This window comes from Lacibacter luteus, assembly GCF_004118265.1.
Lineage (GTDB): Bacteria > Bacteroidota > Bacteroidia > Chitinophagales > Chitinophagaceae > Lacibacter > Lacibacter luteus.
In genome coordinates, this window is record NZ_SDHW01000001.1 from 1818320 (window position 1) to 1838963 (window position 20644).

The 20644-nt window shown below is 38.4% G+C and carries 25 protein-coding genes; 11 read left to right on the forward strand and 14 right to left on the reverse strand.

Annotated elements, in window-relative coordinates; all coding sequences use genetic code 11:
- Window positions 1–125: 125 nt before the first annotated feature.
- The 5 genes from ESA94_RS07290 to ESA94_RS07310 all read left to right on the forward strand — a co-directional run bounded on the left by ESA94_RS07290 (window position 126) and on the right by ESA94_RS07310 (window position 5069).
- Window positions 126–1253 carry a trans-sulfuration enzyme family protein gene (locus ESA94_RS07290; RefSeq protein WP_129130164.1) on the forward strand — a complete coding sequence of 376 codons (1128 nt, stop codon included), beginning with the start codon at window positions 126–128 and terminating at the stop codon, window positions 1251–1253.
- Between the two features lie 78 nt (window positions 1254–1331).
- Window positions 1332–3128, forward strand: coding sequence for a serine hydrolase (locus tag ESA94_RS07295; RefSeq protein ID WP_129130165.1), 1797 nt, complete (start codon window positions 1332–1334; stop codon window positions 3126–3128).
- A 132-nt stretch (window positions 3129–3260) separates the two neighbouring features.
- Window positions 3261–4229 carry a YitT family protein gene (locus ESA94_RS07300; protein ID WP_129130166.1) on the forward strand — a complete coding sequence of 323 codons (969 nt, stop codon included), beginning with the start codon at window positions 3261–3263 and terminating at the stop codon, window positions 4227–4229.
- A 47-nt stretch (window positions 4230–4276) separates the two neighbouring features.
- Complete coding sequence (locus ESA94_RS07305) at window positions 4277–4729, forward strand: GNAT family N-acetyltransferase (RefSeq protein WP_129130167.1); 453 nt, start codon at window positions 4277–4279, stop codon at window positions 4727–4729.
- Between the two features lies 1 nt (window position 4730).
- A complete protein-coding gene (locus tag ESA94_RS07310) occupies window positions 4731–5069 on the forward strand; it encodes a hypothetical protein (protein WP_129130168.1) in 339 nt (112 codons plus the stop codon).
- Between the two features lie 54 nt (window positions 5070–5123).
- On the opposite strand, the gene fabD is transcribed toward ESA94_RS07310, so the two are convergent.
- From fabD to ESA94_RS07330, 4 genes are all read right to left on the reverse strand, one after another.
- Complete coding sequence (gene fabD, locus ESA94_RS07315) at window positions 5124–6014, reverse strand: ACP S-malonyltransferase (protein ID WP_129130169.1); 891 nt, start codon at window positions 6012–6014, stop codon at window positions 5124–5126.
- Window positions 6015–6163: 149 nt separating this feature from the next.
- Complete coding sequence (folE, locus tag ESA94_RS07320; protein WP_129130170.1) at window positions 6164–6760, reverse strand: GTP cyclohydrolase I FolE; 597 nt, start codon at window positions 6758–6760, stop codon at window positions 6164–6166.
- A 45-nt stretch (window positions 6761–6805) separates the two neighbouring features.
- Entirely contained in the window at window positions 6806–7219 is a 414-nt protein-coding gene (locus ESA94_RS07325; protein ID WP_129130171.1) for a 6-pyruvoyl trahydropterin synthase family protein, read from the reverse strand.
- Between the two features lie 94 nt (window positions 7220–7313).
- Window positions 7314–7724: a 6-pyruvoyl trahydropterin synthase family protein gene (locus ESA94_RS07330; protein ID WP_129130172.1), complete on the reverse strand. Its 411-nt coding sequence runs from the start codon at window positions 7722–7724 to the stop codon at window positions 7314–7316.
- Between the two features lie 94 nt (window positions 7725–7818).
- Here ESA94_RS07330 and mqnB point away from each other — a divergent pair, with 94 nt between their 5' ends.
- Both mqnB and ESA94_RS07340 read left to right on the forward strand, forming a co-directional pair.
- The gene (mqnB, locus tag ESA94_RS07335; protein WP_129130173.1) at window positions 7819–8475 is read left to right on the forward strand and encodes a futalosine hydrolase; all 657 of its coding nucleotides are present in this window, start codon (window positions 7819–7821) and stop codon (window positions 8473–8475) included.
- A gap of 11 nt (window positions 8476–8486) precedes the next feature.
- Complete coding sequence (locus tag ESA94_RS07340; protein ID WP_129130174.1) at window positions 8487–9296, forward strand: 1,4-dihydroxy-6-naphthoate synthase; 810 nt, start codon at window positions 8487–8489, stop codon at window positions 9294–9296.
- On the opposite strand, the gene ESA94_RS07345 is transcribed toward ESA94_RS07340, so the two are convergent.
- The 4 genes from ESA94_RS07345 to ESA94_RS07360 form a co-directional block, all read right to left on the reverse strand.
- Entirely contained in the window at window positions 9293–10606 is a 1314-nt protein-coding gene (locus ESA94_RS07345; protein ID WP_129130175.1) for a cryptochrome/photolyase family protein, read from the reverse strand. The genes ESA94_RS07340 and ESA94_RS07345 overlap by 4 nt on opposite strands.
- A gap of 30 nt (window positions 10607–10636) precedes the next feature.
- Window positions 10637–11482, reverse strand: coding sequence for an aminotransferase class IV (locus ESA94_RS07350; protein ID WP_129130176.1), 846 nt, complete (start codon window positions 11480–11482; stop codon window positions 10637–10639).
- Window positions 11483–11553: 71 nt separating this feature from the next.
- Window positions 11554–12237 (reverse strand): response regulator transcription factor, encoded by a 684-nt coding sequence (locus tag ESA94_RS07355; RefSeq protein ID WP_129130283.1) that lies wholly within the window; start codon window positions 12235–12237, stop codon window positions 11554–11556.
- Between the two features lie 116 nt (window positions 12238–12353).
- A complete protein-coding gene (locus tag ESA94_RS07360; RefSeq protein WP_129130177.1) occupies window positions 12354–13013 on the reverse strand; it encodes a response regulator transcription factor in 660 nt (219 codons plus the stop codon).
- Between the two features lie 523 nt (window positions 13014–13536).
- Between ESA94_RS07360 and ESA94_RS07365 the strand changes: the two genes are divergently transcribed.
- From ESA94_RS07365 to ESA94_RS07380, 4 genes are all read left to right on the forward strand, one after another.
- A complete protein-coding gene (locus tag ESA94_RS07365) occupies window positions 13537–13902 on the forward strand; it encodes a hypothetical protein (RefSeq protein WP_129130178.1) in 366 nt (121 codons plus the stop codon).
- Window positions 13903–14184: 282 nt separating this feature from the next.
- On the forward strand, window positions 14185–14646 hold the full coding sequence (locus ESA94_RS07370) for a hypothetical protein (protein WP_129130179.1): 462 nt from the start codon (window positions 14185–14187) through the stop codon (window positions 14644–14646).
- A 13-nt stretch (window positions 14647–14659) separates the two neighbouring features.
- Window positions 14660–15484 (forward strand): sensor histidine kinase, encoded by an 825-nt coding sequence (locus tag ESA94_RS07375; RefSeq protein WP_129130180.1) that lies wholly within the window; start codon window positions 14660–14662, stop codon window positions 15482–15484.
- Window positions 15485–15519: 35 nt separating this feature from the next.
- Entirely contained in the window at window positions 15520–16170 is a 651-nt protein-coding gene (locus ESA94_RS07380; RefSeq protein WP_129130181.1) for a response regulator transcription factor, read from the forward strand.
- Here ESA94_RS07380 and ESA94_RS07385 read toward each other — a convergent pair.
- The 6 genes from ESA94_RS07385 to ESA94_RS07410 all read right to left on the reverse strand — a co-directional run bounded on the left by ESA94_RS07385 (window position 16167) and on the right by ESA94_RS07410 (window position 20635).
- Window positions 16167–16724 carry a hypothetical protein gene (locus ESA94_RS07385; protein WP_129130182.1) on the reverse strand — a complete coding sequence of 186 codons (558 nt, stop codon included), beginning with the start codon at window positions 16722–16724 and terminating at the stop codon, window positions 16167–16169. The genes ESA94_RS07380 and ESA94_RS07385 overlap by 4 nt on opposite strands.
- Before the next feature lie 145 nt (window positions 16725–16869).
- Window positions 16870–17286, reverse strand: a complete 417-nt coding sequence (locus tag ESA94_RS07390; protein ID WP_129130183.1) for a DUF4296 domain-containing protein — start codon at window positions 17284–17286, stop codon at window positions 16870–16872.
- Window positions 17283–18206 (reverse strand): type IX secretion system protein PorD, encoded by a 924-nt coding sequence (porD, locus tag ESA94_RS07395; protein ID WP_129130184.1) that lies wholly within the window; start codon window positions 18204–18206, stop codon window positions 17283–17285. The genes ESA94_RS07390 and porD overlap by 4 nt, the downstream gene beginning before the upstream one ends.
- Window positions 18199–19398 carry a bifunctional phosphopantothenoylcysteine decarboxylase/phosphopantothenate--cysteine ligase CoaBC gene (coaBC, locus tag ESA94_RS07400; RefSeq protein WP_129130185.1) on the reverse strand — a complete coding sequence of 400 codons (1200 nt, stop codon included), beginning with the start codon at window positions 19396–19398 and terminating at the stop codon, window positions 18199–18201. Before coaBC ends, porD begins: the two co-directional genes overlap by 8 nt.
- Window positions 19399–19488: 90 nt before the next feature.
- The gene (locus ESA94_RS07405) at window positions 19489–19830 is read right to left on the reverse strand and encodes a DNA-directed RNA polymerase subunit omega (RefSeq protein ID WP_129130186.1); all 342 of its coding nucleotides are present in this window, start codon (window positions 19828–19830) and stop codon (window positions 19489–19491) included.
- Window positions 19805–20635, reverse strand: coding sequence for an outer membrane protein assembly factor BamD (locus tag ESA94_RS07410; RefSeq protein WP_129130187.1), 831 nt, complete (start codon window positions 20633–20635; stop codon window positions 19805–19807). The genes ESA94_RS07405 and ESA94_RS07410 overlap by 26 nt, the downstream gene beginning before the upstream one ends.
- Window positions 20636–20644 lie beyond the last annotated feature (9 nt).

Sequence of the window (20644 nt, forward strand, 5' to 3'; positions counted from 1 at the left end):
GCTTTGAAATTAATCAATTAATCAAAACGAAATTACTTCGTTTGGCGTCTTCAATTCTTTAAGAACGGTTGGCTGTACGTTTTATTAATGCGTACTTTTATTCACTCATAGTAAATAAGGAAGCAATGGAATTTTCTACACGCATCATTCACGAAGACAATATTAAAGATGGAAGTGGAGCAGTAATGTCTCCGATCATTTTATCTACCACGTTCGAACGTGGTGAAGACGGCATCAATTATCCCGGTGGTTATTTTTATTCACGTTACGATAACCCTAACCGTAATGCACTTGAAAACAAATTAGCGAAGATGGAAAACGGTGCTACCTGTGTAAGCTTTGCATCAGGACTTGCAGCTGCAACCAACGTTTTCCAGAGTTTGAAAAGCGGCGACCACATCATCATCCCCGATGATACTTACTTTTCCATCCGTTCAATTCTTGATCAGATGTTTGCTGCATTTGGCATCCGTTATACATTGGTTGATATGACCGATCTTGCAGGTGTTGAAAAAGCAATTCAACCAAACACTGTTCTCATCTGGATGGAAACACCTTCGAACCCGTCATTAAAAATAACCGACATCGAAGCAATTGTGCGTATTGCAAAAAAACACAACTGCTTTACCGTTGCCGACAATACATGGGCTACTCCTTTTTATACAAAGCCTACCGATCTTGGTGTTGATATTACGTTACACTCAACAACAAAATACTTAGGCGGCCACAGCGATATACTTGGTGGTGCATTAATTTTTAAGAACGCCGATGAACGTTATGAACGCATCCGTGCATTTCAAAAATTAGGAGGCGCTGTTCCCTCACCATACGATTGCTGGTTGTTATGCAGAAGTCTTACAACATTTGTTGCACGTATGCCAATACATTCAAACAACGCTATGCAACTTGCAAGTTACCTCGAAGCGCATCCAAAAATTGAACGGGTGCTATATCCCGGTCTTACATCGCACCCGCAACATCCAATTGCTGTAAAACAAATGCAAAACGGTTACGGTGGCATGCTTTCCATTTTAGTAAAAGGCGATCGTTCATCTGCATTAAAACTTGCAGATGCATTAAACCTGTTTACACATGCAACCAGTTTAGGAGGTGTTGAAAGTTTAATAGAACATCGTAAGTCAATAGAAGGAGAAGCTTCCCCTACTGCAGATAACCTGTTGCGTATTTCTGTTGGTATAGAAGACATCAAAGATCTTGTTGAAGATTTTAAGCAGGCGCTTGAAAAAATCTAGTTCTGCCTGTAACAGCGCATCACTTATTGCGACTTACTAATCGAAAGACTATCATCGAACACCATAAACAACATCATCATGAGAAAACTTTTACTGTCGCTCATTGCTTTTGCAGCAGTGCAAATAACCTATGCACAAAAAACCGATAAACGCCTTGCAGGTATTGATACGTTTATTACCCGTGTGTTAAACGAATGGAAAGCAGCAGGTGTAACAGTTGCAATTGTTGAGAAAAACAAAGTGGTTCTTGCAAAAGGATTTGGTTACAAAGATTATGAGAATAAAGTGCCTGTAACTGAAAACACACTGTTTGCAATTGGCAGCTGCAGCAAAGCTTTCACATCTTCATTACTTGCATTTCCAATGAAGGATGGCAAACTCGATTTAGATAAGCCGGTAACACAGTATTTACCTGAGCTTCGTTTTATTGATGATGATTTGAACAACAATGTAACAACAAGAGATATGATGAGCCATCGTACCGGCCTACCCCGTCACGATCTTGCATGGTATGGTTCATCTACACGAAGAGACAGTTTAATTTACTCCATCCGTTTTTTTGAAAAAACAGCTCCGCTTCGCAGAGTTTGGCAATACAACAACTTTATGTTTTTAGCACAAGGTGTGCTTGCAGAAAAACTATGTGGCAAAACATGGGAAAATTTAGTAAAAGAACAATTGTTTACTCCGCTTGGCATGGGTGCTTCCAACACATCTATGCACGATCATGTACTTGCTCCTGATTATTCATTCGGTTATAAAGAAAAAGATGGCAAGGTTGTAAAGATGAAGTTTATGAATATTGATGCAATTGGTCCGGCAGGCTCCATCAACTCCAATGCAACAGATATGGCCAAGTGGGTAATGATGTGGGTGAATGGCGGCAAATTCAACGGCAAAGAAATTCTTCCATCCTTGTATTATAACCAGGCTATCAGTTCGCAAATGATCATTGGTGCAGGTTTGCCAACAAAAGAACAGCCAGATGTATTCTTCAGCAATTATGGTTTCGGATGGTTTCTTGCAAACTACCGGGGTCATTATCGTGTTGAACATGGCGGTAATATCGATGGTTTCAGTACAAGCACTTGCTTTTTTCCAACGGATAGCATCGGCATTTTTGTATCGGTAAATCAAAACGGTTCAGCAATTCCGTCCATCATCCGTAATACTATTGCTGATAAATTATTAGGACTTCCGTATAAAGACTGGCAACGAACACAACGCAATGCATACGAAAAAGCATTAGCCACTGCAAAAGAACAGGCAAAAGCCGATAGCACACAACGTAAGCTTGGCACAAAACCGACGCATGCAATAACAGATTATACAGGCACATATACAAGCGATGGTTATGGAAGTATTGTAATTGATCAGAAAAAGGACGGACTTACTGCACATTACAACAGTTTAACATTTACAGTAAAACACTATCATTTTAATTATTTCAACTTCATTCCTGTTGATGATGGAGTCGATGCTGATGAAAGTGCAGCTTTAAAAGGTCAGTTCAACATTAATGTAAAAGGTGAAATCGAATCGCTGTCGTTACCACTGCAATCGGGAGTAAAAGATATTGTTTTCAAAAAGCAGGTGCAAACAATTGAAGTTAGCAAAGCTGATCTTGAAAAATATGTTGGCGAATACGAATTACCCGGACCAACAATTGTAAAAGTGTACATTAAAGGCGATAAAACCCTCATGGTGTTTGTTCCCGGTCAGCCCGATTATGAATTGGTTGCTGTAAAAACCGATCTCTTCAACTTTAAAGCATTGAGTGGTTTTAGTGTAAAGTTTGATAAAGATGAAAACGGAAACATTACGGCATTAAACTTTGTACAACCCAACGGTACATTCAAAGCAAAACGAAAATAACAACCTCATGTAAATAAAAAAGCCGCTTGTATACAAGCGGCTTTTTTATTTACATACTTACAACATTTAGGTTTTGTTCAACCCGTACAGATGGTTTATTTTAGCGACATTCCTCATTTAAACATTTTGCCTATGCAGTCGTTGCTGAAAAAAATAATCATCAACACAATTGTACGTCGTAGAATTAAAAACGATAAAGCCGTAACCAATTATCAACTGGCAATGGGCTGGCGTGAGTTGAAGATCACTTTTTTCAGTCAGCTAAAAGATGTGGCATTGATCATTACCGGTATTTTTTCTGCTGCGTTTGGTTTTAAAGGTTTCCTGCTTACTAATCATTTTATTGATGGTGGGGCAACAGGCATATCGCTGTTAATTTCTGCACTTACAAAAGTGCCTTTGTACATTTTATTACCGCTGGTAAATATCCCCTTTATACTTCTTGCACTAAAAGTAGTAAACCGAACCTTTGCCATTAAAACAGCGTTGGCTATTTGTGGTCTTGCATTGGTAGTAGCAACGGTTGAATTTCCAAATATTACCAACGACAATTTACTCGTAGCACTTTTCGGTGGCTTTTTTCTTGGTGCAGGCATTGGCCTTTCGGTAAGAGGAGGTGCTGTTATTGATGGCACCGAAGTACTGGCAATTTATTTAAGCCGTAAGCTGGGTACTACGATGGGCGATATCATTATCCTCATCAACATCTGCATCTTCGGTACTGCTGCTTATTTTCTTTCCATTGAAATTGCCATGTATTCATTAATCACTTACCTGGCTGCATCAAAAACACTCGACTTTATTGTGGAAGGCTTGGAAGAATATATTGGTGTAACGATCATTTCATCGCACAACGAAGAAATACGGCAGATGCTGATCAACAATATTGGCCGTGGGTTTACTGTGTACAATGGCAAACGTGGCTTTGGTAAAAAAGGCGAATCGCAGGATGTTGACATTATCTACACAGTTGTTACACGGCTTGAATTGAACAAATTGAAAACTGAAATTGAAAAGATCGATCCGCATTCATTTGTTGTAATGAGCAGCGTTCGTGATACAAAAGGTGGGATGATTAAAAAGCGTCCGCTCAAGCATTAAAACATCACCGGCATAACACGTAATTTTGCTGAATTAAAAAATACAAGATGGCAATTGCAATAAGAAGAGCTGTTAAGGAAGATTGTCCACGTTTATTAGAACTGGTACAGGAACTTGCATTGTACGAAAAAGCACCGCAGGAAGTTACGGTTACGCTCGATCATTTTATTGAAAGTGGTTTTGGGGCAAATCCTGTTTGGTGGGCTTTTGTTGCAGAAGAAGATGGACTTGTACAAGGCTTTGCATTGTACTACGTTCGCTACTCAACATGGAAAGGGCAGCGTATGTATTTGGAAGATATTCTTGTTACCGAACAGGCAAGAGGTAAAGGCTTAGGCAAGTTATTATTTGATCAATTAATTGCTGAAGCGAAAGAACGAAAATTCAGCGGGATTGTATGGCAGGTGTTGGAGTGGAACGAACCTGCTATTAATTTCTATAAAAAATATAAAGCAGATTTTGACCCCGAATGGATCAACTGCAGCATAACTATTTCGTAGCATGGGAATACTTATTTACGGCACATACAGCAAACCAATAGGAATTGATGAATACTTGATAAAGTGTGCAGCATGTGAAGCACATACCTGGCATGATGTAATGATCTCCAGTAAATATTTGCATTTCTATGGAATTCCGGCATGCCCTGTAGAGAAAGAAGCTGATTTTATTTGCCAAAAATGTGGACTAAAAAGGTATGGAAGGAGTTTTAATGAAGATACGATTCCAGACTATAAAAATGTAAAGCACAAATTCCGACACCCAATTAGTTCATGGTTCTTAACTATTTTAATTGCAACCCCGTTATTAATCTCAATACTATTTAACATTCTTACATAAAAAAAGAGCCGCAAATCATTGCGGCTCTTTTTTTATGTACTTCTAACTTCGTATTTAATTCACTCCTTCCACCAACATTTCTTTATTGATTTTTTGTACAAGCCCCTGCAGTACCTTACCCGGACCAACTTCAGTAAACTTGCTTGCACCATCTGCAATCATCGATTGCACACTTTGTGTCCAACGTACAGCACCGGTTAACTGATCGATAAGGTTTTGCTTAATCTCATCTTTGTCCAACACTGCTTTCGCAACTACATTCTGATAAACGGGACATTGTGGTGTGTAGAAATTTGTGCTCTCGATCTTTGCTTTCAATTCTTCTTTTGCAGGTTCCATCAATGGACTGTGAAACGCTCCACCAACAGGTAATACCAATGCACGCTTTGCTCCTGCTGCTTTCATACGTTCGCAGGCAATATCAATTCCTTTTAATGAACCACTGATCACTAACTGGCCGGGGCAGTTATAGTTTGCAGCAACAACAACCTCACCTGTTTCTTCAAATACCTGTTTGCAAACTTCTTCTACTTTTTCATCGGCTAATGCTAATACTGCCGCCATGGTCGATGGGTTCATTTCACATGCTTTCTGCATGGCTTGTGCACGAACACTAACCAGTTGCAAAGCATCTTCAAAACTAAGAACAGCATTTGCCTCCAATGCACTAAACTCACCCAACGAATGACCAGCCACCATATCGGGTTTGGCATTTTCAATTGTTTTATACGCTACAACAGAATGTAAGAACACAGCCGGTTGTGTTACGTTGGTTTGTTTCAGATCCTCATCGGTGCCGGTGAACATAATATCAGAAATACGGAAACCTAATATTTCATTCGCCTGTTCAAATAAACGTTGGGCAGATGCACTTGAGTCGTACAAATTCTTTCCCATTCCGCTAAATTGTGAACCTTGACCCGGAAATACAAACGCATGTTTCATATGCTTGTCTTTTTATTGTTTTTTAATTGTCCTGTATAATTCGCCACAAAAAATTTATGACTCATTTCATATTGAAAAATTCAGTGGGCAAAAATAAAGAAGTCTGTTGCAATCAGCAACAGACTTCGATCATAATCAATAGCGGGCTATTAATTGAACTTTCCGGAAATGAGTTTCAGAAACTCACTCCTTGTTGCTTCTTTTTGAAATTCGCCTGAAAATGCTGAGGTAGTAGTTACTGAGTTTTGCTTTTGTACTCCACGCATCATCATACATAAATGCTGTGCTTCTACAACAACAGCCACACCCATCGGGTTCAGCGATTCTTTAATGGCTTCCAGTATTTGCGTAGTTAAACGTTCCTGCACCTGTAGTCTGCGGCTGTACACATCTACCACCCGGGCAAGTTTACTCAACCCCGTTATCCAGCCGTTAGGAATGTAAGCAATATGTGCTTTGCCGAAAAAAGGCAACATATGGTGCTCGCACATGCTGTACAACTCAATATCTTTCACAATTACCATTTCACTCACCTCTTCATGAAACTTTGCACTTTCAAGAATTGCTTTCGCATCCATATGGTAACCCTGTGTAAGAAACTGCATAGCTTTTGCTACACGCTCAGGTGTTTTCAATAATCCTTCTCTTTGGGAATCTTCCCCTAACAGATCAATTGCGCTTCTGTAATTTTCAATTAGTCCTGAAGTAATTTTCTCTTCGTATTGTTCTGTTTTTTTATACGCCATGTTTCAGTTTTAATATACTATAAGTTATTTCCTGTTGCCTTTACATCAGGCAGGATATTCTACAAAGTTGCGGGGTGTTTCGTACAAACGAATCTGCATTTCTTTATCTGCATCAATATGCGGCCGCAGTAATTCATAAATTACAATTGCAATATTTTCTGCAGTAGGATTTATATTTTTAAACTCTTCGGTATCGAGGTTAAGATTTTTATGATCGAAGCGGTCGTGCACTTCACGATGAATAAGATCGCTCAGCATTTTTAAATCCATTACATAACCAGTAGCAGCATCGGGCACGCCGGTAACTTTTACTACAAGTTCGTAATTATGTCCGTGAAAGGAGGGATTGTTGCACTTACCAAACACCGCATCATTTTTTTCATCGGTCCATGCCGGGTTGTATAAACGATGTGCAGCATTGAAATGTTCGTGCCGGAAAACAGATACTTTTTTTTGCATGACAGATGAAACACCAATTTAATCCTGCCATGTACTTTACAGAAAAGAACCTTGCAGGTGTACAGGAACTATAACAAGGTACGCAGTAAAATGTTTATTCGCCGAAATATTCCACGTAAATGCGGGCTGTTTCATACAGCTTAATGCAATGCAGTTTTACTTCTTCGGGTAAATGAGGAGCGAGTTGTTCCCAAATTGCTTTCGCAAGGTTTTCGGTAGAACACATTTTGCCACGCATAAAATCAACATCAATATTGAGGTTTTTATGATCGAGCTTTTCAAGAACATGTACTTTAATCAGCTCACTCAGCTTTTTTACATCAAACAAAAAACCGGTGTCTTCGTTTACTTGTCCTTTAATGGTAACAAACAGGTCGTAGTTATGCCCATGCCAGTTTTCGTTAGCACATTTTCCAAACATAGCCTCGTTCTTTTCGGGAGTCCAGTTTGGGTTGTAAAGCTTGTGAGCCGCATTAAAATGTTCAAGTCTCGTTAAATACACCATGTCTATACCTCAAAATGTTGGGCCGCAAAGGTAACAAGAATGCGGCATTTTTCTGCTCTTCGGGTTTTAAAGAAACTTCCCCGAACTTTACCGTATGAACTGTTTAGTTGTTTCGGCTACCGTACAGGAAATAAAGCCCTTTATTCAGCATTTGCACAGCACCAATAAGCTCGATTTTATTGATTTACAGATCGATTTCCTTGTTACAGGGGTCGGCTCTGTTAACAGCACATACAGCCTCATGAAGCATTTGCAGGTAAAAAAGCCCGATGTGGTGGTGATGGCTGGCATAGCCGGTGCGTTTTCGCCAAAGCTGAAATTGGGGGCAGTGGTTGCAGTAAAGCAGGAAGCAATGGCCGATTTGGGCGTGATGGAAAAGGATGGTTATAAAGATGTGTTTGATCTGAAACTGCTGCCGGCAAATCAATTTCCTTACAAACAGAAGAAGCTTGTTAACCCATTTACAGGTTTGCTCGAACGAACATCGCTACCACTGGTAAGCAGTATTACCGTTAACCAGATCACTGCTGCAAAAAAAACAGCTGAACTTTATCAAAAAAAATACAAAGCAGCAATTGAAAATATGGAAGGTGCAGCTTTGCACCTGGTTTGCATAAAAGAAAATATTCCGTTTGTGCAAATAAGAAGTATTTCTAATTATGTTGGCGAACGCAACAAAAAGAAATGGATGTTGAAAGAATCGGTTGAAGCGTTGAATAAAGAATTGATTCGTTTTGTTGAAAGCCTGTAATGCAATTAAAAATGAAACTTACTCTAGGATTTTCGCCCTGCCCCAACGACACATTCATTTTCGATGCGTTGGTGAATCATAAAATTGATACCGAAGGTTTACTGTTTGATGTACAGCTTGAAGATGTACAAACGCTTAACGAGTGGGCTTTACAGGGCAAGCTTGATGTATCGAAGATCAGTTACGGAGTATACCCCAAACTCTTGAACAGCTATACACTTTTACGTAGCGGCGGTGCATTAGGCAAAGGCGTTGGACCTTTATTAATCACAAAGCACGAAATAGATAACACAACGCACGAAGAACTGCAGCAACTTGTAACCACTTCTACAATCGCTATACCTGGTATAAACACAACTGCCCACTTTTTATTTTCGCAGGCATTTCCAAATGCAAAGCAAAAACAGTTCATGGTATTTCATGAAATTGAAGATGCGGTATTAAGCGGCAAAGTGGATGCAGGTGTTATTATACACGAAAATCGTTTCACTTACCAGCAAAGAGGATTAACAAAGCTGATCGATCTTGGTGAATATTGGGAAGAAACTACAGGCTTTCCTATTCCACTTGGTGGCATTGTTGCACACAAACGATTAGATATTGCCATTGCACAAAAAGTTGATGTGCTCATTCGCAAAAGTGTGGAATATGCGTTTGCCAATTATCCACTTGTAACAGATTATGTAAAACAACATTCGCAGGAAATGAGTGAAGAGGTGATGCGCCAGCACATCGATTTGTATGTAAACAATTATTCTGTTGACTTAGGCGATGATGGTTTGAAAGCTGTAGAACAGTTTACCCGTATTGCATCGGCCTAATCTTTCTTCAATGCATTTGCATACACTTCAAGGCATCGCTTACGGGCAAACTCATGTTGTACGATAGGTTGTACATAGTTAAACCCTTCAAACTCGGGCACCCATTTGCGTATGTATTCAAGTTTCGGATCGAATTTTTGTGTTTGCAGATAAGGATTAAAAATGCGGAAGTAAGGTGCAGCATCGCAACCGCTTCCTGCAGCCCATTGCCAACCTCCGTTATTGGCAGCTAAATCAAAATCCAACAGTTTCTTTGCAAAATAAGCTTCACCCCAACGCCAATCAATTAATAAATGCTTGGTGAGAAAAGAAGCAACGATCATGCGTACACGATTATGCATAAAGCCGGTTGCATTCAACTCCCGCATGCCTGCATCAACAATGGGATAACCAGTTTGGCCATTACACCATTTATGAAAATCATTTTCGTCATGTCGCCATTGAATAAAATCATATTCCTTTTTGAAAGCTTTATCTTCTCCAACATGCGAAAAATGCCAAAGGATCATATGGTAAAAATCACGCCAGATGAGTTCGTTTAAAAAACCTTCACTTAGTGCTAATGCCTGCTTTGCCAGCTCTCGAATACTGATTGTACCAAAACGAAGATGCACGCTTAACCGGCTTGTTCCTTCTATTGCCGGAAAGTCTCGCTGTTCTTTGTACTGTTTAATGATTTCTTTTCTTGTTGCTGAAGATGGAAAAGGAATTCCTATCGCTTCAAAACCCATTTCAGTTAACGATGGAATTACTTGCGCCTGCTGCCGATAAAAATTCTCCCTGTATTTTTCTACAGGGTAACTCTTCAAATAAAAATCATTCAGCTTTGCCTTCCACTTTCTGCTGTAAGGGGTAAACACCGTGTAAGGCTTACCATCATCTTTCAACACTTCATCTTTTTCAAAAATCACCTGGTCTTTGTACGTATGAAATGAAATACCTGCTGCATTTAGTTGTTGTTGAATAGCAGCATCACGTTGCTTTGCATACGGTTCGTAGTCGTGATTGGTAAATACTTTTTCAATGTTGTATTTTTCTGCAAGCTTGCGAAACACATCGGCAGGAAAACCATAAAACACTTCCATACTACTGCCCATTTCTTGTAACTGTTGCTGCATAGCTTCTACAGCATTGTGAATAAACTCCACTCGTCGGTCTTGCTTATCCTCCAGCTGATCTAAAATAGACCGGTCGAAAATAAATACAGGAACAACTGGAATACCTTCCTTTAAAGCATAATAAAGTGCAGCATTATCATGCAAACGTAAATCTCTCCGGAACCAGCAAATATGAACGGTCTGTTTAGCCATGCATGTATAACGAAGATCCGTTCAGAATGTTCAGGAGAAAAGCGGTTTTATGATCTGTTGAAAAATTAGTGACGCAAATTGAGCTGTGTACTGTTTTTCATTCCATTGCTTCACCCAACGTAATCCGCTCATTGCATTTGTAAGAAATATTTCATCTGCCTCAGCTAACTCTTCCGGAGCAAATGCGCCTTCCTTAATGCTGAATCCGTTTTGAGGTAACGATGTTAGTAAATGCGTACGCATAACTCCGGCAATACAACCTTCAGTAAGTGCAGGTGTATAAATGGTTTTATTTTTTACAAAGAAAATATTGGCAATAGTGGCATCGCTCACTCTGTTAAATTGATTTAATACAATGCACTCATTCCACTTTTGAGCCTTCGCATATTGTGCTGCCAAAGCATACAAAAGATAGTTGCTTGTTTTGCAGTTCGAAATTTCATCGCAGGCTTTGCGGCCACTTTCAAACACACCAATATCCAGCCCATTCTTATTTATGTTTATTTCCTTTTGTTCGAGGGGCCAGCATTGCAACAGGTAACGAAAACCAGAAGTTGGCTTTTCCCAAATTCCTCCTTCGCCTTTAAAAATCATAATACGCACCCTTGCTGCATCAAAACAATTATTCCGTTGGGCTAACTGAAGCAATGCTTTTTTCAGATATTCTTTTGTAAAGTGAGTTGGCTGGTTAAAAAACAGAATTGGCAGCGAACGGGTAAGTCGCTGCCAATGCGAATCAAACAAAGGCATTTCGCCTTTATATAGCCTGATGGTCTCAAACAAACCTTCGCCATATCGGAATGCCCGGTTATCGGGACGAATCAGCAATTCATCTGCAGCATACAGTTTACCATCAAGGTTATACATTGTTCCCATTGCAGGCGAATATAAAAAAAGAGGCGACACTTTGCAGTATCGCCTATACGGTTGGTTTTGGTTTATTCGTTTTAACCTTCAATAATATTGTGTTTTACAGCATAGAGGATAAGCCCCGCTGTTGATCTTGCTCCGATCTTCGATTTGAGTTTATCACGAATGGCTTCAACCGTACGTGGACTCAGATCAACAATATCGGCAATTTCTTTTGTGCTTTTTTCTTCGCACATTAAACGAAGGATTGTAATTTCTTTTTCATTCAGCTTTACATCGTGGCCCATCACCGAATCGCCCTGGCGTTTCATTTTTAAACCATCGATCAATGCTTTATTGGTAAGTGTGTTGAAGAAATACTCCTGTTCATGACAGGTTTTGATTGCTTCATAAATCACTTCACTATCCGAATTTTTGGTGAGGTAAGAATTTGCTCCTAACTCCATTAAACGAGTGATCATGGTATGCTCATCGTGCATGGTAAGCATAATGATCTTAATATCGGGATAGAGTTTCTTTACTTCGGGGAGTGTAGCAATACCATCCATGATGGGCATTTGCACATCAAGCAGGATAACATCAGGCTGAATCGACTTGAGCATGTTCAATAAATGCATGCCATTGTCTGCTTCGAATACTACCTGTATATCCTTTTTCATACCCAATGCAGTTTTTACACCTGCACGGTATAAAACATGGTCATCAGTAATGGCTACTTTGATAATGTCGGTCGTGGAGTCAGTTGGTTTTACGGTTTTCATTGTGTACATAGGATATGTTGTTTAACGTAGTACTTATTCAGTATGCAAGATGGCGCTTTTTTGCGTCATTTTTACTGGTAGTAGTACCTGACTTTAAAATTGTGGATTTTACGGTTTTACTCAATTAACCGGTTACGCATTCCGTAAACAATTAAGCCCGCAATCGTCTTAGCCCCCACTTTATTTTTCATGTTTTGCCTTATGGTTTCTATTGTTCTGGGGCTCAAAAACACAGTTTTAGATATTTCCTCCGTGGTTTTATCTTCTGCCAGTAGTTTGAGGATTTGAAGTTCTTTTTCAGAGAATTTGGTTGTGTTGGGATAAAACTGTTTAACTGTTTTTTTGTAGTTCAGTTTCAACAACACAGCCTGGTTAACAAGCTCGTTGAAGTAGAAATCCTCATTCATGCAGGTTAAAATAGCATCGTAGATCTCGTTAGGATCGGTAGTTTTTGTAAGATAAGCATTGGCCCCCATCTCCATCATCTTGCTCACCATTTGCTGATCGTCGTACATACTCAACACCACAATTTTAACGCCTTCATACTCCTTTCTAATCAACGGAAGAGCGTTAATGCCATCCAGCTCAGGCATTCGAATGTCCATTAAAAGAATGTCGGGCTTTTTAATTGTGAGTTTGTGCATCAGATCTTTTCCGTCTTCTGCTTCCCATATTAATTTAAGGTGGGGTCTGCCGCCAAGTGCCATTTTTATGCCGTCACGAAAGATTTTGTGATCATCGGCAATAGCGAATTTAATGCTAGTATCTACAGACATGGGATATTTGGGTTTTAGAGGTTAGTGCAAAATAAACTACTTAATTCACACTTCAAAGTAATTTGCTTACCAAAATAGATTAATTCCTTGTATGTTAAAGCGTTCACCCCATTTACCAGTGCTTTTTATACGCTTTCAATTTGCTTGCTTGAGCCAATTAAATTAGGTACTTTAGAGTGTTGAAAGATTAGATCAAAGGAATAGTTGACCTTAACTCCATTCATTCGAGAGGGCTAAATAAGTGTTTCTACTTATTCACATTTTTTACACATAGTAGTCCTACTTCGTCATTTTTCGCAAATTCTACTCGTTAATTTACAGTTTTTGAAATAGTAATTTTACGTATTTTAATACGTAGATTTGCCTTAGCTATTTTACTTATTTCACAAAATTTAAGGCATAAAGCACTTTATTTCAAATAATTAAGTGCAGCGTAACAACTTATTCACAATGCTAAACTATTGTTCGTCGGCGAGTTTTTTTAAAAATTAGTAGTTCAAACTTAACTTCTAAACCTACAACTATGCAACACGAATTACTTCAAAAAACCCAAAACGTATCCGAAATTGGAAGACACATTGGCTTGGAAGCTGGCGAAGAAATGGCAAAACGTTTTTTTGACAAGCACCCTGAGCAAGCATTTGTAAACATCCTTGGAAAGGATTTATTTCTGAAAGCATTATCACAACCAGGCTGCGAAGGCATCGCAATTGTTCCCGGTTACAACGCTGCTGGTGTTCGCCAAGCAATCATTGTAGCTGTTGATGCTAACAAACAACCAATTTACCAATATGCTGTAGTTTCTGCTACTGGTGAAATCACTATGGAAGAAGCGCTTGTTGGTGATGATGGCACTATTGATAACAGTGGCTGGGGCTCTGGCAAGTAAGTAGTATTAAGTAATTTTTGACTACTAATAGGAAGTTCCTATATTTGATTTAAACCATCAGATATAGGAACTTTTTTATCTATAAACGATTTACGGGGATTAACTCTGTTGCTCCCGATTATTGCTTTTTTTCTTAATAAAGCCAACAGACAATCACCATTCAAAAAGTTTGTCTTATCATTTTTCTTAGTTAAGCTTATTAGCGAATTACTGAATAATTATTTTTTTTACCGGAACTTCAGTATTTATGAAATAAACGGTATTACCTTCTCCTACATAAAAATGGCCATTGTTTGCCTTGTTTTCAAAAGTATATCAACTACATCGTTATTAAGAAAGGGAGTGCTTATTGGGTTTATTATTTATGTTTTTACGTTAAGTATATACTTCTTTTTCTTTGCAGACGGGAACTATTATGACAAAACACCGTCATCATTTCAAGGTGTGTTAGTTATTGTACTATCAATTCTGTTCTTTTACGAACAAATAAAAAAACCCGACACTTTATTCATTTACGCCCTACCGGAATTTTGGTATGTAACAGCTGTGTTTATACATGCTGCCGGTACTTTCTTTATATACATATTCGCTGCCTTTTGGTTGCAAAACAGTGCAAATGAAAATGATTATATGAATATTTTTGGGTCTTTATCGATATTGCATAATTTACTCATTGCCTTTGCAACGTTCAAACAATATAAAGACCCTTTGCTATCAACGACATCAAAACCCATTACCGCATAACTGCTTATAACCCATGTTTTTTTTACAAGCCACAACTTCCACTAACGTAACCTATGTGGTGTACTTCGGTACATTCGGGATGCTTCTGTTGGCTGTTGGCCTCATTGTTTTCATTGTTATTCATCAGCGAAAGGTTATTTACTTTCAGCTACGGATGAAAAAAATGCAGGAGGAGCAACAACAAATGATGCTTCAGGCATCTATTGAAAGTCAGGAAGAAGAACGCCAACGTATTGCAGCCGATTTACACGACGATGCCGGACCATTACTTGCTACAGTACGTCTTTATTTGAATGAAAATCTAATTCACCAGGATCAGGCAACACAATTGCAAAGTATCTATAATGCCAAGCAGATTATTGATGATACGATTCAGTTGATACGTAACATGTCACATAGCCTTATTCCTCCAACGTTGAAGAACTTTGGTTTGGAAAGTGCTGTAAATGACATGTTTCAAAAAATAAACGGAAGCGGATCCATTAGCGCAAGTGCACGTTTTCATGATTATAAGCGACGTTTAAAACTTGATTACGAACTGTCAATTTTCCGTGTGTTGCAGGAGTTAGTAAATAATACCATTAAACACAGTCATTCCAGTTTCATCCATTTAACTCAAAATAAAACGGATCAGTATATATATATTCGTATCCATCACGATGGAGAAGGACTTACTCAAACAGAGTACGAAAAGTTAAGAGATACGCCCCAGGGAATGGGATTGAAAAATATATTCAGCAGGGTAAAAATCCTTAACTCCAAAATCCTTTTTGAAAAAGACCCCTCTAATACATACTATAAGGTTACTATTGAGATTCCAATTGAGGCAATGTTGTAACTTGAGAAAACAGTAACTTTACAATTGTTGATAATATGAGCCAGATAAAAGTAGCTATCGCAGACGATCATCAAATCTTCCGGAAAGGCGTAATTCTTTCCCTTCGTGCGTATACTAATTTAAAGTTTGTACTTGAAGCTGAAAATGGCGACGAGTTGCTTGCAGGTTTAGCTGAAGCAGAACCTGATGTAATTCTTATGGATTTACGGATGCCCGGCAAGGATGGAATTGAAACAACCAAAGCGGTAAACAAGCTTTATCCCAATATGCATGTATTGGTGTTAACGATGTATGAAGACGAACGTTTTGTAACACATCTGATGGAAAACGGAGCGAATGGATATTTACTTAAAAGCTCCGACCCTTCGGAGATCAAAAAAGCTATTCTGGAAGTGTATACAAAAGGATATTATCTCAACAACTTTGTAAATCGCATTCTCCTCAAAAAATCACACAACAAGGTTAAATCAATTCCAACACTTAACAGCGAAATTCAAATCTCTGATAAAGAGAAACAGGTTATTCGTCTTTTATGTATGGAATACACAGCTCAGGAAATTGCCAAAGAAATGGAAATCAGTGCACGTACTGTTGAGGCAATTAAAGATCGCCTGATGGAACGTTTTGGTGTAAAGAACTCTGTTGGCCTGGTTTTCTTTGCAATGAAAAACTCATTGATCGATTAAGCTTTTAGCAATTCTGTTTTAATGTAGCTGTATCGAAGTGCTTCATTTAGGAACCTTCGCATAAATGTTGCAAGTTGTGGATTTATAGTTGCAAGTAGTTCCAAATCGGACATGCCCATGTTATAAGCCGCTTCAATCGCCGCAGCATCATTTCCTAACTCAATAATTGTATTTTCATCTCCAGATAATCTGTCCTCCGGCAAATCTTTAAAATCGTCGAGCAGTAAAATAGGGCGTGCAAGGGAATACCAGTATGGTAAAAATTGATTTATCCACTCATCGGTTAAATCAATATCTACTAACGTAAATAAAAAGCTGTCCGATCTTGCTAAAGCTTTATGTTTAGTTTCGAATGTAAAGAACGATGCCTGCTTACCGGCAAACACAGCAAACAAATCTGCGGCCAACTTTGGTTGTTTTATTTTATCCTTCAGTAAAGTTTTACAGCCAACCAGAAAATTTTCAAACGATATTTCTTCATTCTCATAGAGCTTCAACAGGTGAAAGCCTTGCTCCATTAAAGACACATGTTCATCCTGCAGTAATAAATCCAATGATACTCCGCATTTATGTACCAGGTCAAAGATCATTGGAATCGTAAGAAATCCAAAACCAGACGAAATATAAATGCGTTTATTTTTCCAAAAAAGGTTGTTGTCGGGAACCTTTCTTTCGTTTGCGAAGTAATTAGCAATTACGCTATTTATTCCCAGCTCCTGCTCCAGCTTTCGAGACGTTATGACCATTGGGTTTAGGTTTTGATGTATCGGCAGACAGACGTTCACTTTTACGAGAAAGTTGTGCAGATACAGAGTCTGTAACAACTTTCAGCAGATCGGGCCGGCTTAAATAATAATTATAGCTAACCATAAATTGATTTTTGGTTACGCCATGCATTTCAAAAACTTTTAAAAAGTAGACAGCATTTGCATCGGGAATTTTAACGCCGGTATCTTTAAACGACTGCTCTGTACTTAAGGCATCCGCAATAACAATATCTTTTAAAACAGCCTGAAACTTTTGCTCACCTAAAACATTGGAGGGCACTTTCCCCTTACCCGAACACGCAAATAAAAAAACAGCTACACATAAAATAACAACTTGCTTCAACCTCATTTCAACTCCTGTTTGTATTTGTTTGAATTTGTAATATCAAGCCTGCTCAATATTTCAACAACTCTCGTTTTATCCTGCTGCGGTGCCTTACGAAAAAGGTTGATTAACTCATCCGCTTTGCCGAGCATAAAAAACTGGACAACCATCAGGTTGGGAGTTTCCCTATTCAAGTTATCAAGATATAAGAGCGCATTGAGTACTTCCAATCTCGCAGCAGCTTCATCTTCATAAAGTTTATCAAACCCTTTGCGATAGTAAGTATAATAAACATCATGAATGGTGGCGTACCTGTTATTAATTAAATTCTCAGTTAACCAATAACGATTACGATTATTACTTTCGAACGACTTCCAACCTGATATTTTACTTGCTTCGGGAGCATTGTTTACAATGTTCAACGCTTTTTGAAAATAAGGATCTCCACCTCTGGTAGAAAAAGAAGTATAATCGAACCCGATAATGATATATGCATAATATGCCATTACTGCAGATAAGTTCGAAGCTAATGGATCAGCTCCTGAAATTCTGTTATCATTAAATTCAACTGGCTGCGATTCAACATATTTAAAGTCGAGACTTGCATCTTTAAAATTAATTAACGGCGACACATAAGAACTTGCATAAACGGGACGTGCTGCCTGTATGGTGATGCTTGCATTATAAACATTTGGCTCAACCATCGATTCCAGGTTAATTAAAAACTGGCAATTAATTTTCTCAGCAGACTTAAAATTATCCTGCGACCATTTACGGTTATTCAAAAAATTTGTAAGCACAGTTTCCAGTGTACGAAAAATTTTGCGATCAACAGTAGAAGGCATTTGATTATCTATAACACGAACCCTTGCATTCAGTTCTTGTGCCTGCAAACAAAAAACAAAGCAAGTGCAAATAATTGCAGCAAGCAATTTCTTAAACATGTATAAATTGTTTAATTGTATCAACAATATCTTTAGCTACTTCTGTTTTACTCTTTACAGAAAACGCATATTCCTGTTTATTCTTATCGAAAATTGTGATTTTATTCGTGTCTTTACCAAACCCAGCACCCTGATCGTTTAATGAATTGAGAACAATCATATCTGCGTTTTTAGACTCAAGCTTATTTAGAGCATACTCTTTTTCGTTTTGTGTTTCTAATGCAAAGCCCACAAGCAACTGCTCTTTGTTTTTTATTGAGCCTAAATATGCCAGGATATCTTTTGTACGTTTAAGCTCCACCTGCAAGTCTGTATCGCTCTTCTTTATTTTTTCTTTCTCAATTGTTACAGGCGTATAATCTGCCACGGCTGCAGACATTATTGCTATTTGGCAAGATGGGAACAAACTCGCACACGCATTAAACATCTCCTCTGCACTTGTAACCTTTGTAACATTTATACCTGAAGATTTCACTATTTGCGATGATGGCCCCAGCACAAGTTCCACTCTTGCACCTCTTTTGGCCAATTCCTCAGCTAAAGCTACCCCCATCTTACCACTTGAGTTGTTGCCGATAAAACGAACCGGATCAATAGCTTCATAAGTTGGACCGGCAGTTATTAAAACCGTCTTACCGGAGAATTCATTTTGTTGAAAAAAAAACTGCTGAATAGAATTAAGTATTGCATCGGGCTCTGCCATTCGTCCTTCTCCTACCAGGCCACTTGCAAGTTCGCCGGCAGCAACAGGTATAACAATGTTTCCGAATGATTTAAGAGACGCTATGTTGTTTTTCGTTGCAGGGTGCTTCCACATATCTTCATCCATTGCAGGGGCAACCATAACCGGACAAGTAGCAGAAAGGTATACCGCAAGCAATAAATTGTCGCACATACCTGTAGCCATTTTTGCTAAGGTATTGCAGCTTAGAGGAGCTATCAGCATCAAATCAGCCCACCTGCCTAATTCAACATGATTTGTCCAGCTATTTTCCTCAAACAAGTCCACCACAACTTTGTTTTTAGAGAGTGTTGAAAGTACTAATGGTGAAACAAAATCTTTAGCTGCGGGAGTAAGCATCACTTTTACATCAGCACCTTCCTTTATCAAAAGCCGAACTAATAAAATTGATTTATACGCTGCAATGCTTCCACTAATACCTAATACTATTTTCTTGCCTGCTAAACTCATTTGTTATTGAAAATAGAGTAAAATGTTCAATTAAAAAACAGTAATGGCGGTCGAGCTCGACCGCCATTACAAATCTTGTATGCTACTCTCTTAAGAGAATAAATCATTCTCAGCTCTGCGATGATATACTTTATCATCAACAAATTCCTGTGTAGCCAATAAAGCAGGGTTTGGCATTCTTTCGTATGCTTTTGATATTTCAATCTGCTCTTTGTTTTCGTGAATTTCTTCGAGGCTATCGGTATGGCTCGCAAACTCTTCCAGCTTATTATGCAATTCTTCTTTCAAAGAAATATTGATCTGGTTTGCACGTTTGGCAATAACAGCAATAGACTCGTACAAGTTGCCTGTTTTAGCCTTTAAGTCAGCCACATTCTTTGTTTCTACAACATTGCTTGTGTTAGCGCTAACTTTTCGTATTAGTCTGCTCATTTTTATTTGATTTTATATTATTTGATGATTGAATGAAATATTTTTCAGCGTCTTTTGTAAGCTTGCTTTCAGGAAAACGATCAACAAAATCGTAATATTCTTCTATTACTTTCTGATAACGCTCTTTCTGTTTTTCCTCTATACTCATTTGCGCATACTGAAAGTATGATTTAATGATCATGAGCTTATATTCATCCCCTTTTTTTGATGCAGGATAATTATTAAGCAAATTGGTAAATGTTATTGCTGCAGCTCTGTAAGATGAAACATTATAATATAATTCCGCACTTTTGTATTCTTTAAGCTCCAGCTTATCAAAGCATTCATCAATGATTTTTCTTGCTTCTTCTGCCTTAGGCGATTCAGGATAATTACTCAAATGAGTACGCATTGCCCCAATAGCTTTTTCAGTTGCAGTTTGTTCTAACTCTACTCGTGGCGACTGCTTGTAATAACAATAAGCACGCATATAATCAACTTCTGCCGCCCTCGAGCTTTTAGGGAATACTTCTAAAAATCCTTTGTACAGATTTTCTGCACTCATATAATCTTTCTGATTGAACGCACAGTAGGCATACTTATAATAAAGATCTTCAAATCTCGGATCGTTTCGCAACAACGGAAACAGATCTTCGTAAATAACCTGAGCCTTACTGAATTTTTTATTGGCATAATACTGTTCTGCCATACCCAGTTTGTACTCCACATCTTTACTCTTGAGGATTTTTGTAATTGTTTTCTTATTACATCCTGCAAATGAGCCTGCAACGATTACCAGAAATAAAAAACGAATGATCAAATTCATAAAAGCCAG

Excerpts from the sequence above, each read along its gene's own strand:
- ESA94_RS07290 (WP_129130164.1), top strand. The coding sequence starts at position 126 with ATGGAATTTTCTACACGCATCATTCACGAAGACAATATTAAAGATGGA.
- ESA94_RS07295 (WP_129130165.1), top strand. The coding sequence starts at position 1,332 with ATGAGAAAACTTTTACTGTCGCTCATTGCTTTTGCAGCAGTGCAAATA.
- ESA94_RS07300 (WP_129130166.1), top strand. The coding sequence starts at position 3,261 with ATGCAGTCGTTGCTGAAAAAAATAATCATCAACACAATTGTACGTCGT.
- ESA94_RS07305 (WP_129130167.1), top strand. The coding sequence starts at position 4,277 with ATGGCAATTGCAATAAGAAGAGCTGTTAAGGAAGATTGTCCACGTTTA.
- ESA94_RS07310 (WP_129130168.1), top strand. The coding sequence starts at position 4,731 with ATGGGAATACTTATTTACGGCACATACAGCAAACCAATAGGAATTGAT.
- fabD (WP_129130169.1), bottom strand. The coding sequence starts at position 6,014 with ATGAAACATGCGTTTGTATTTCCGGGTCAAGGTTCACAATTTAGCGGA.
- folE (WP_129130170.1), bottom strand. The coding sequence starts at position 6,760 with ATGGCGTATAAAAAAACAGAACAATACGAAGAGAAAATTACTTCAGGA.
- ESA94_RS07325 (WP_129130171.1), bottom strand. The coding sequence starts at position 7,219 with ATGCAAAAAAAAGTATCTGTTTTCCGGCACGAACATTTCAATGCTGCA.
- ESA94_RS07330 (WP_129130172.1), bottom strand. The coding sequence starts at position 7,724 with ATGGTGTATTTAACGAGACTTGAACATTTTAATGCGGCTCACAAGCTT.
- mqnB (WP_129130173.1), top strand. The coding sequence starts at position 7,819 with ATGAACTGTTTAGTTGTTTCGGCTACCGTACAGGAAATAAAGCCCTTT.
- ESA94_RS07340 (WP_129130174.1), top strand. The coding sequence starts at position 8,487 with ATGAAACTTACTCTAGGATTTTCGCCCTGCCCCAACGACACATTCATT.
- ESA94_RS07345 (WP_129130175.1), bottom strand. The coding sequence starts at position 10,606 with ATGGCTAAACAGACCGTTCATATTTGCTGGTTCCGGAGAGATTTACGT.
- ESA94_RS07350 (WP_129130176.1), bottom strand. The coding sequence starts at position 11,482 with ATGGGAACAATGTATAACCTTGATGGTAAACTGTATGCTGCAGATGAA.
- ESA94_RS07355 (WP_129130283.1), bottom strand. The coding sequence starts at position 12,237 with ATGAAAACCGTAAAACCAACTGACTCCACGACCGACATTATCAAAGTA.
- ESA94_RS07360 (WP_129130177.1), bottom strand. The coding sequence starts at position 13,013 with ATGTCTGTAGATACTAGCATTAAATTCGCTATTGCCGATGATCACAAA.
- ESA94_RS07365 (WP_129130178.1), top strand. The coding sequence starts at position 13,537 with ATGCAACACGAATTACTTCAAAAAACCCAAAACGTATCCGAAATTGGA.
- ESA94_RS07370 (WP_129130179.1), top strand. The coding sequence starts at position 14,185 with ATGGCCATTGTTTGCCTTGTTTTCAAAAGTATATCAACTACATCGTTA.
- ESA94_RS07375 (WP_129130180.1), top strand. The coding sequence starts at position 14,660 with ATGTTTTTTTTACAAGCCACAACTTCCACTAACGTAACCTATGTGGTG.
- ESA94_RS07380 (WP_129130181.1), top strand. The coding sequence starts at position 15,520 with ATGAGCCAGATAAAAGTAGCTATCGCAGACGATCATCAAATCTTCCGG.
- ESA94_RS07390 (WP_129130183.1), bottom strand. The coding sequence starts at position 17,286 with ATGAGGTTGAAGCAAGTTGTTATTTTATGTGTAGCTGTTTTTTTATTT.
- porD (WP_129130184.1), bottom strand. The coding sequence starts at position 18,206 with ATGTTTAAGAAATTGCTTGCTGCAATTATTTGCACTTGCTTTGTTTTT.
- coaBC (WP_129130185.1), bottom strand. The coding sequence starts at position 19,398 with ATGAGTTTAGCAGGCAAGAAAATAGTATTAGGTATTAGTGGAAGCATT.
- ESA94_RS07405 (WP_129130186.1), bottom strand. The coding sequence starts at position 19,830 with ATGAGCAGACTAATACGAAAAGTTAGCGCTAACACAAGCAATGTTGTA.
- ESA94_RS07410 (WP_129130187.1), bottom strand. The coding sequence starts at position 20,635 with ATGAATTTGATCATTCGTTTTTTATTTCTGGTAATCGTTGCAGGCTCA.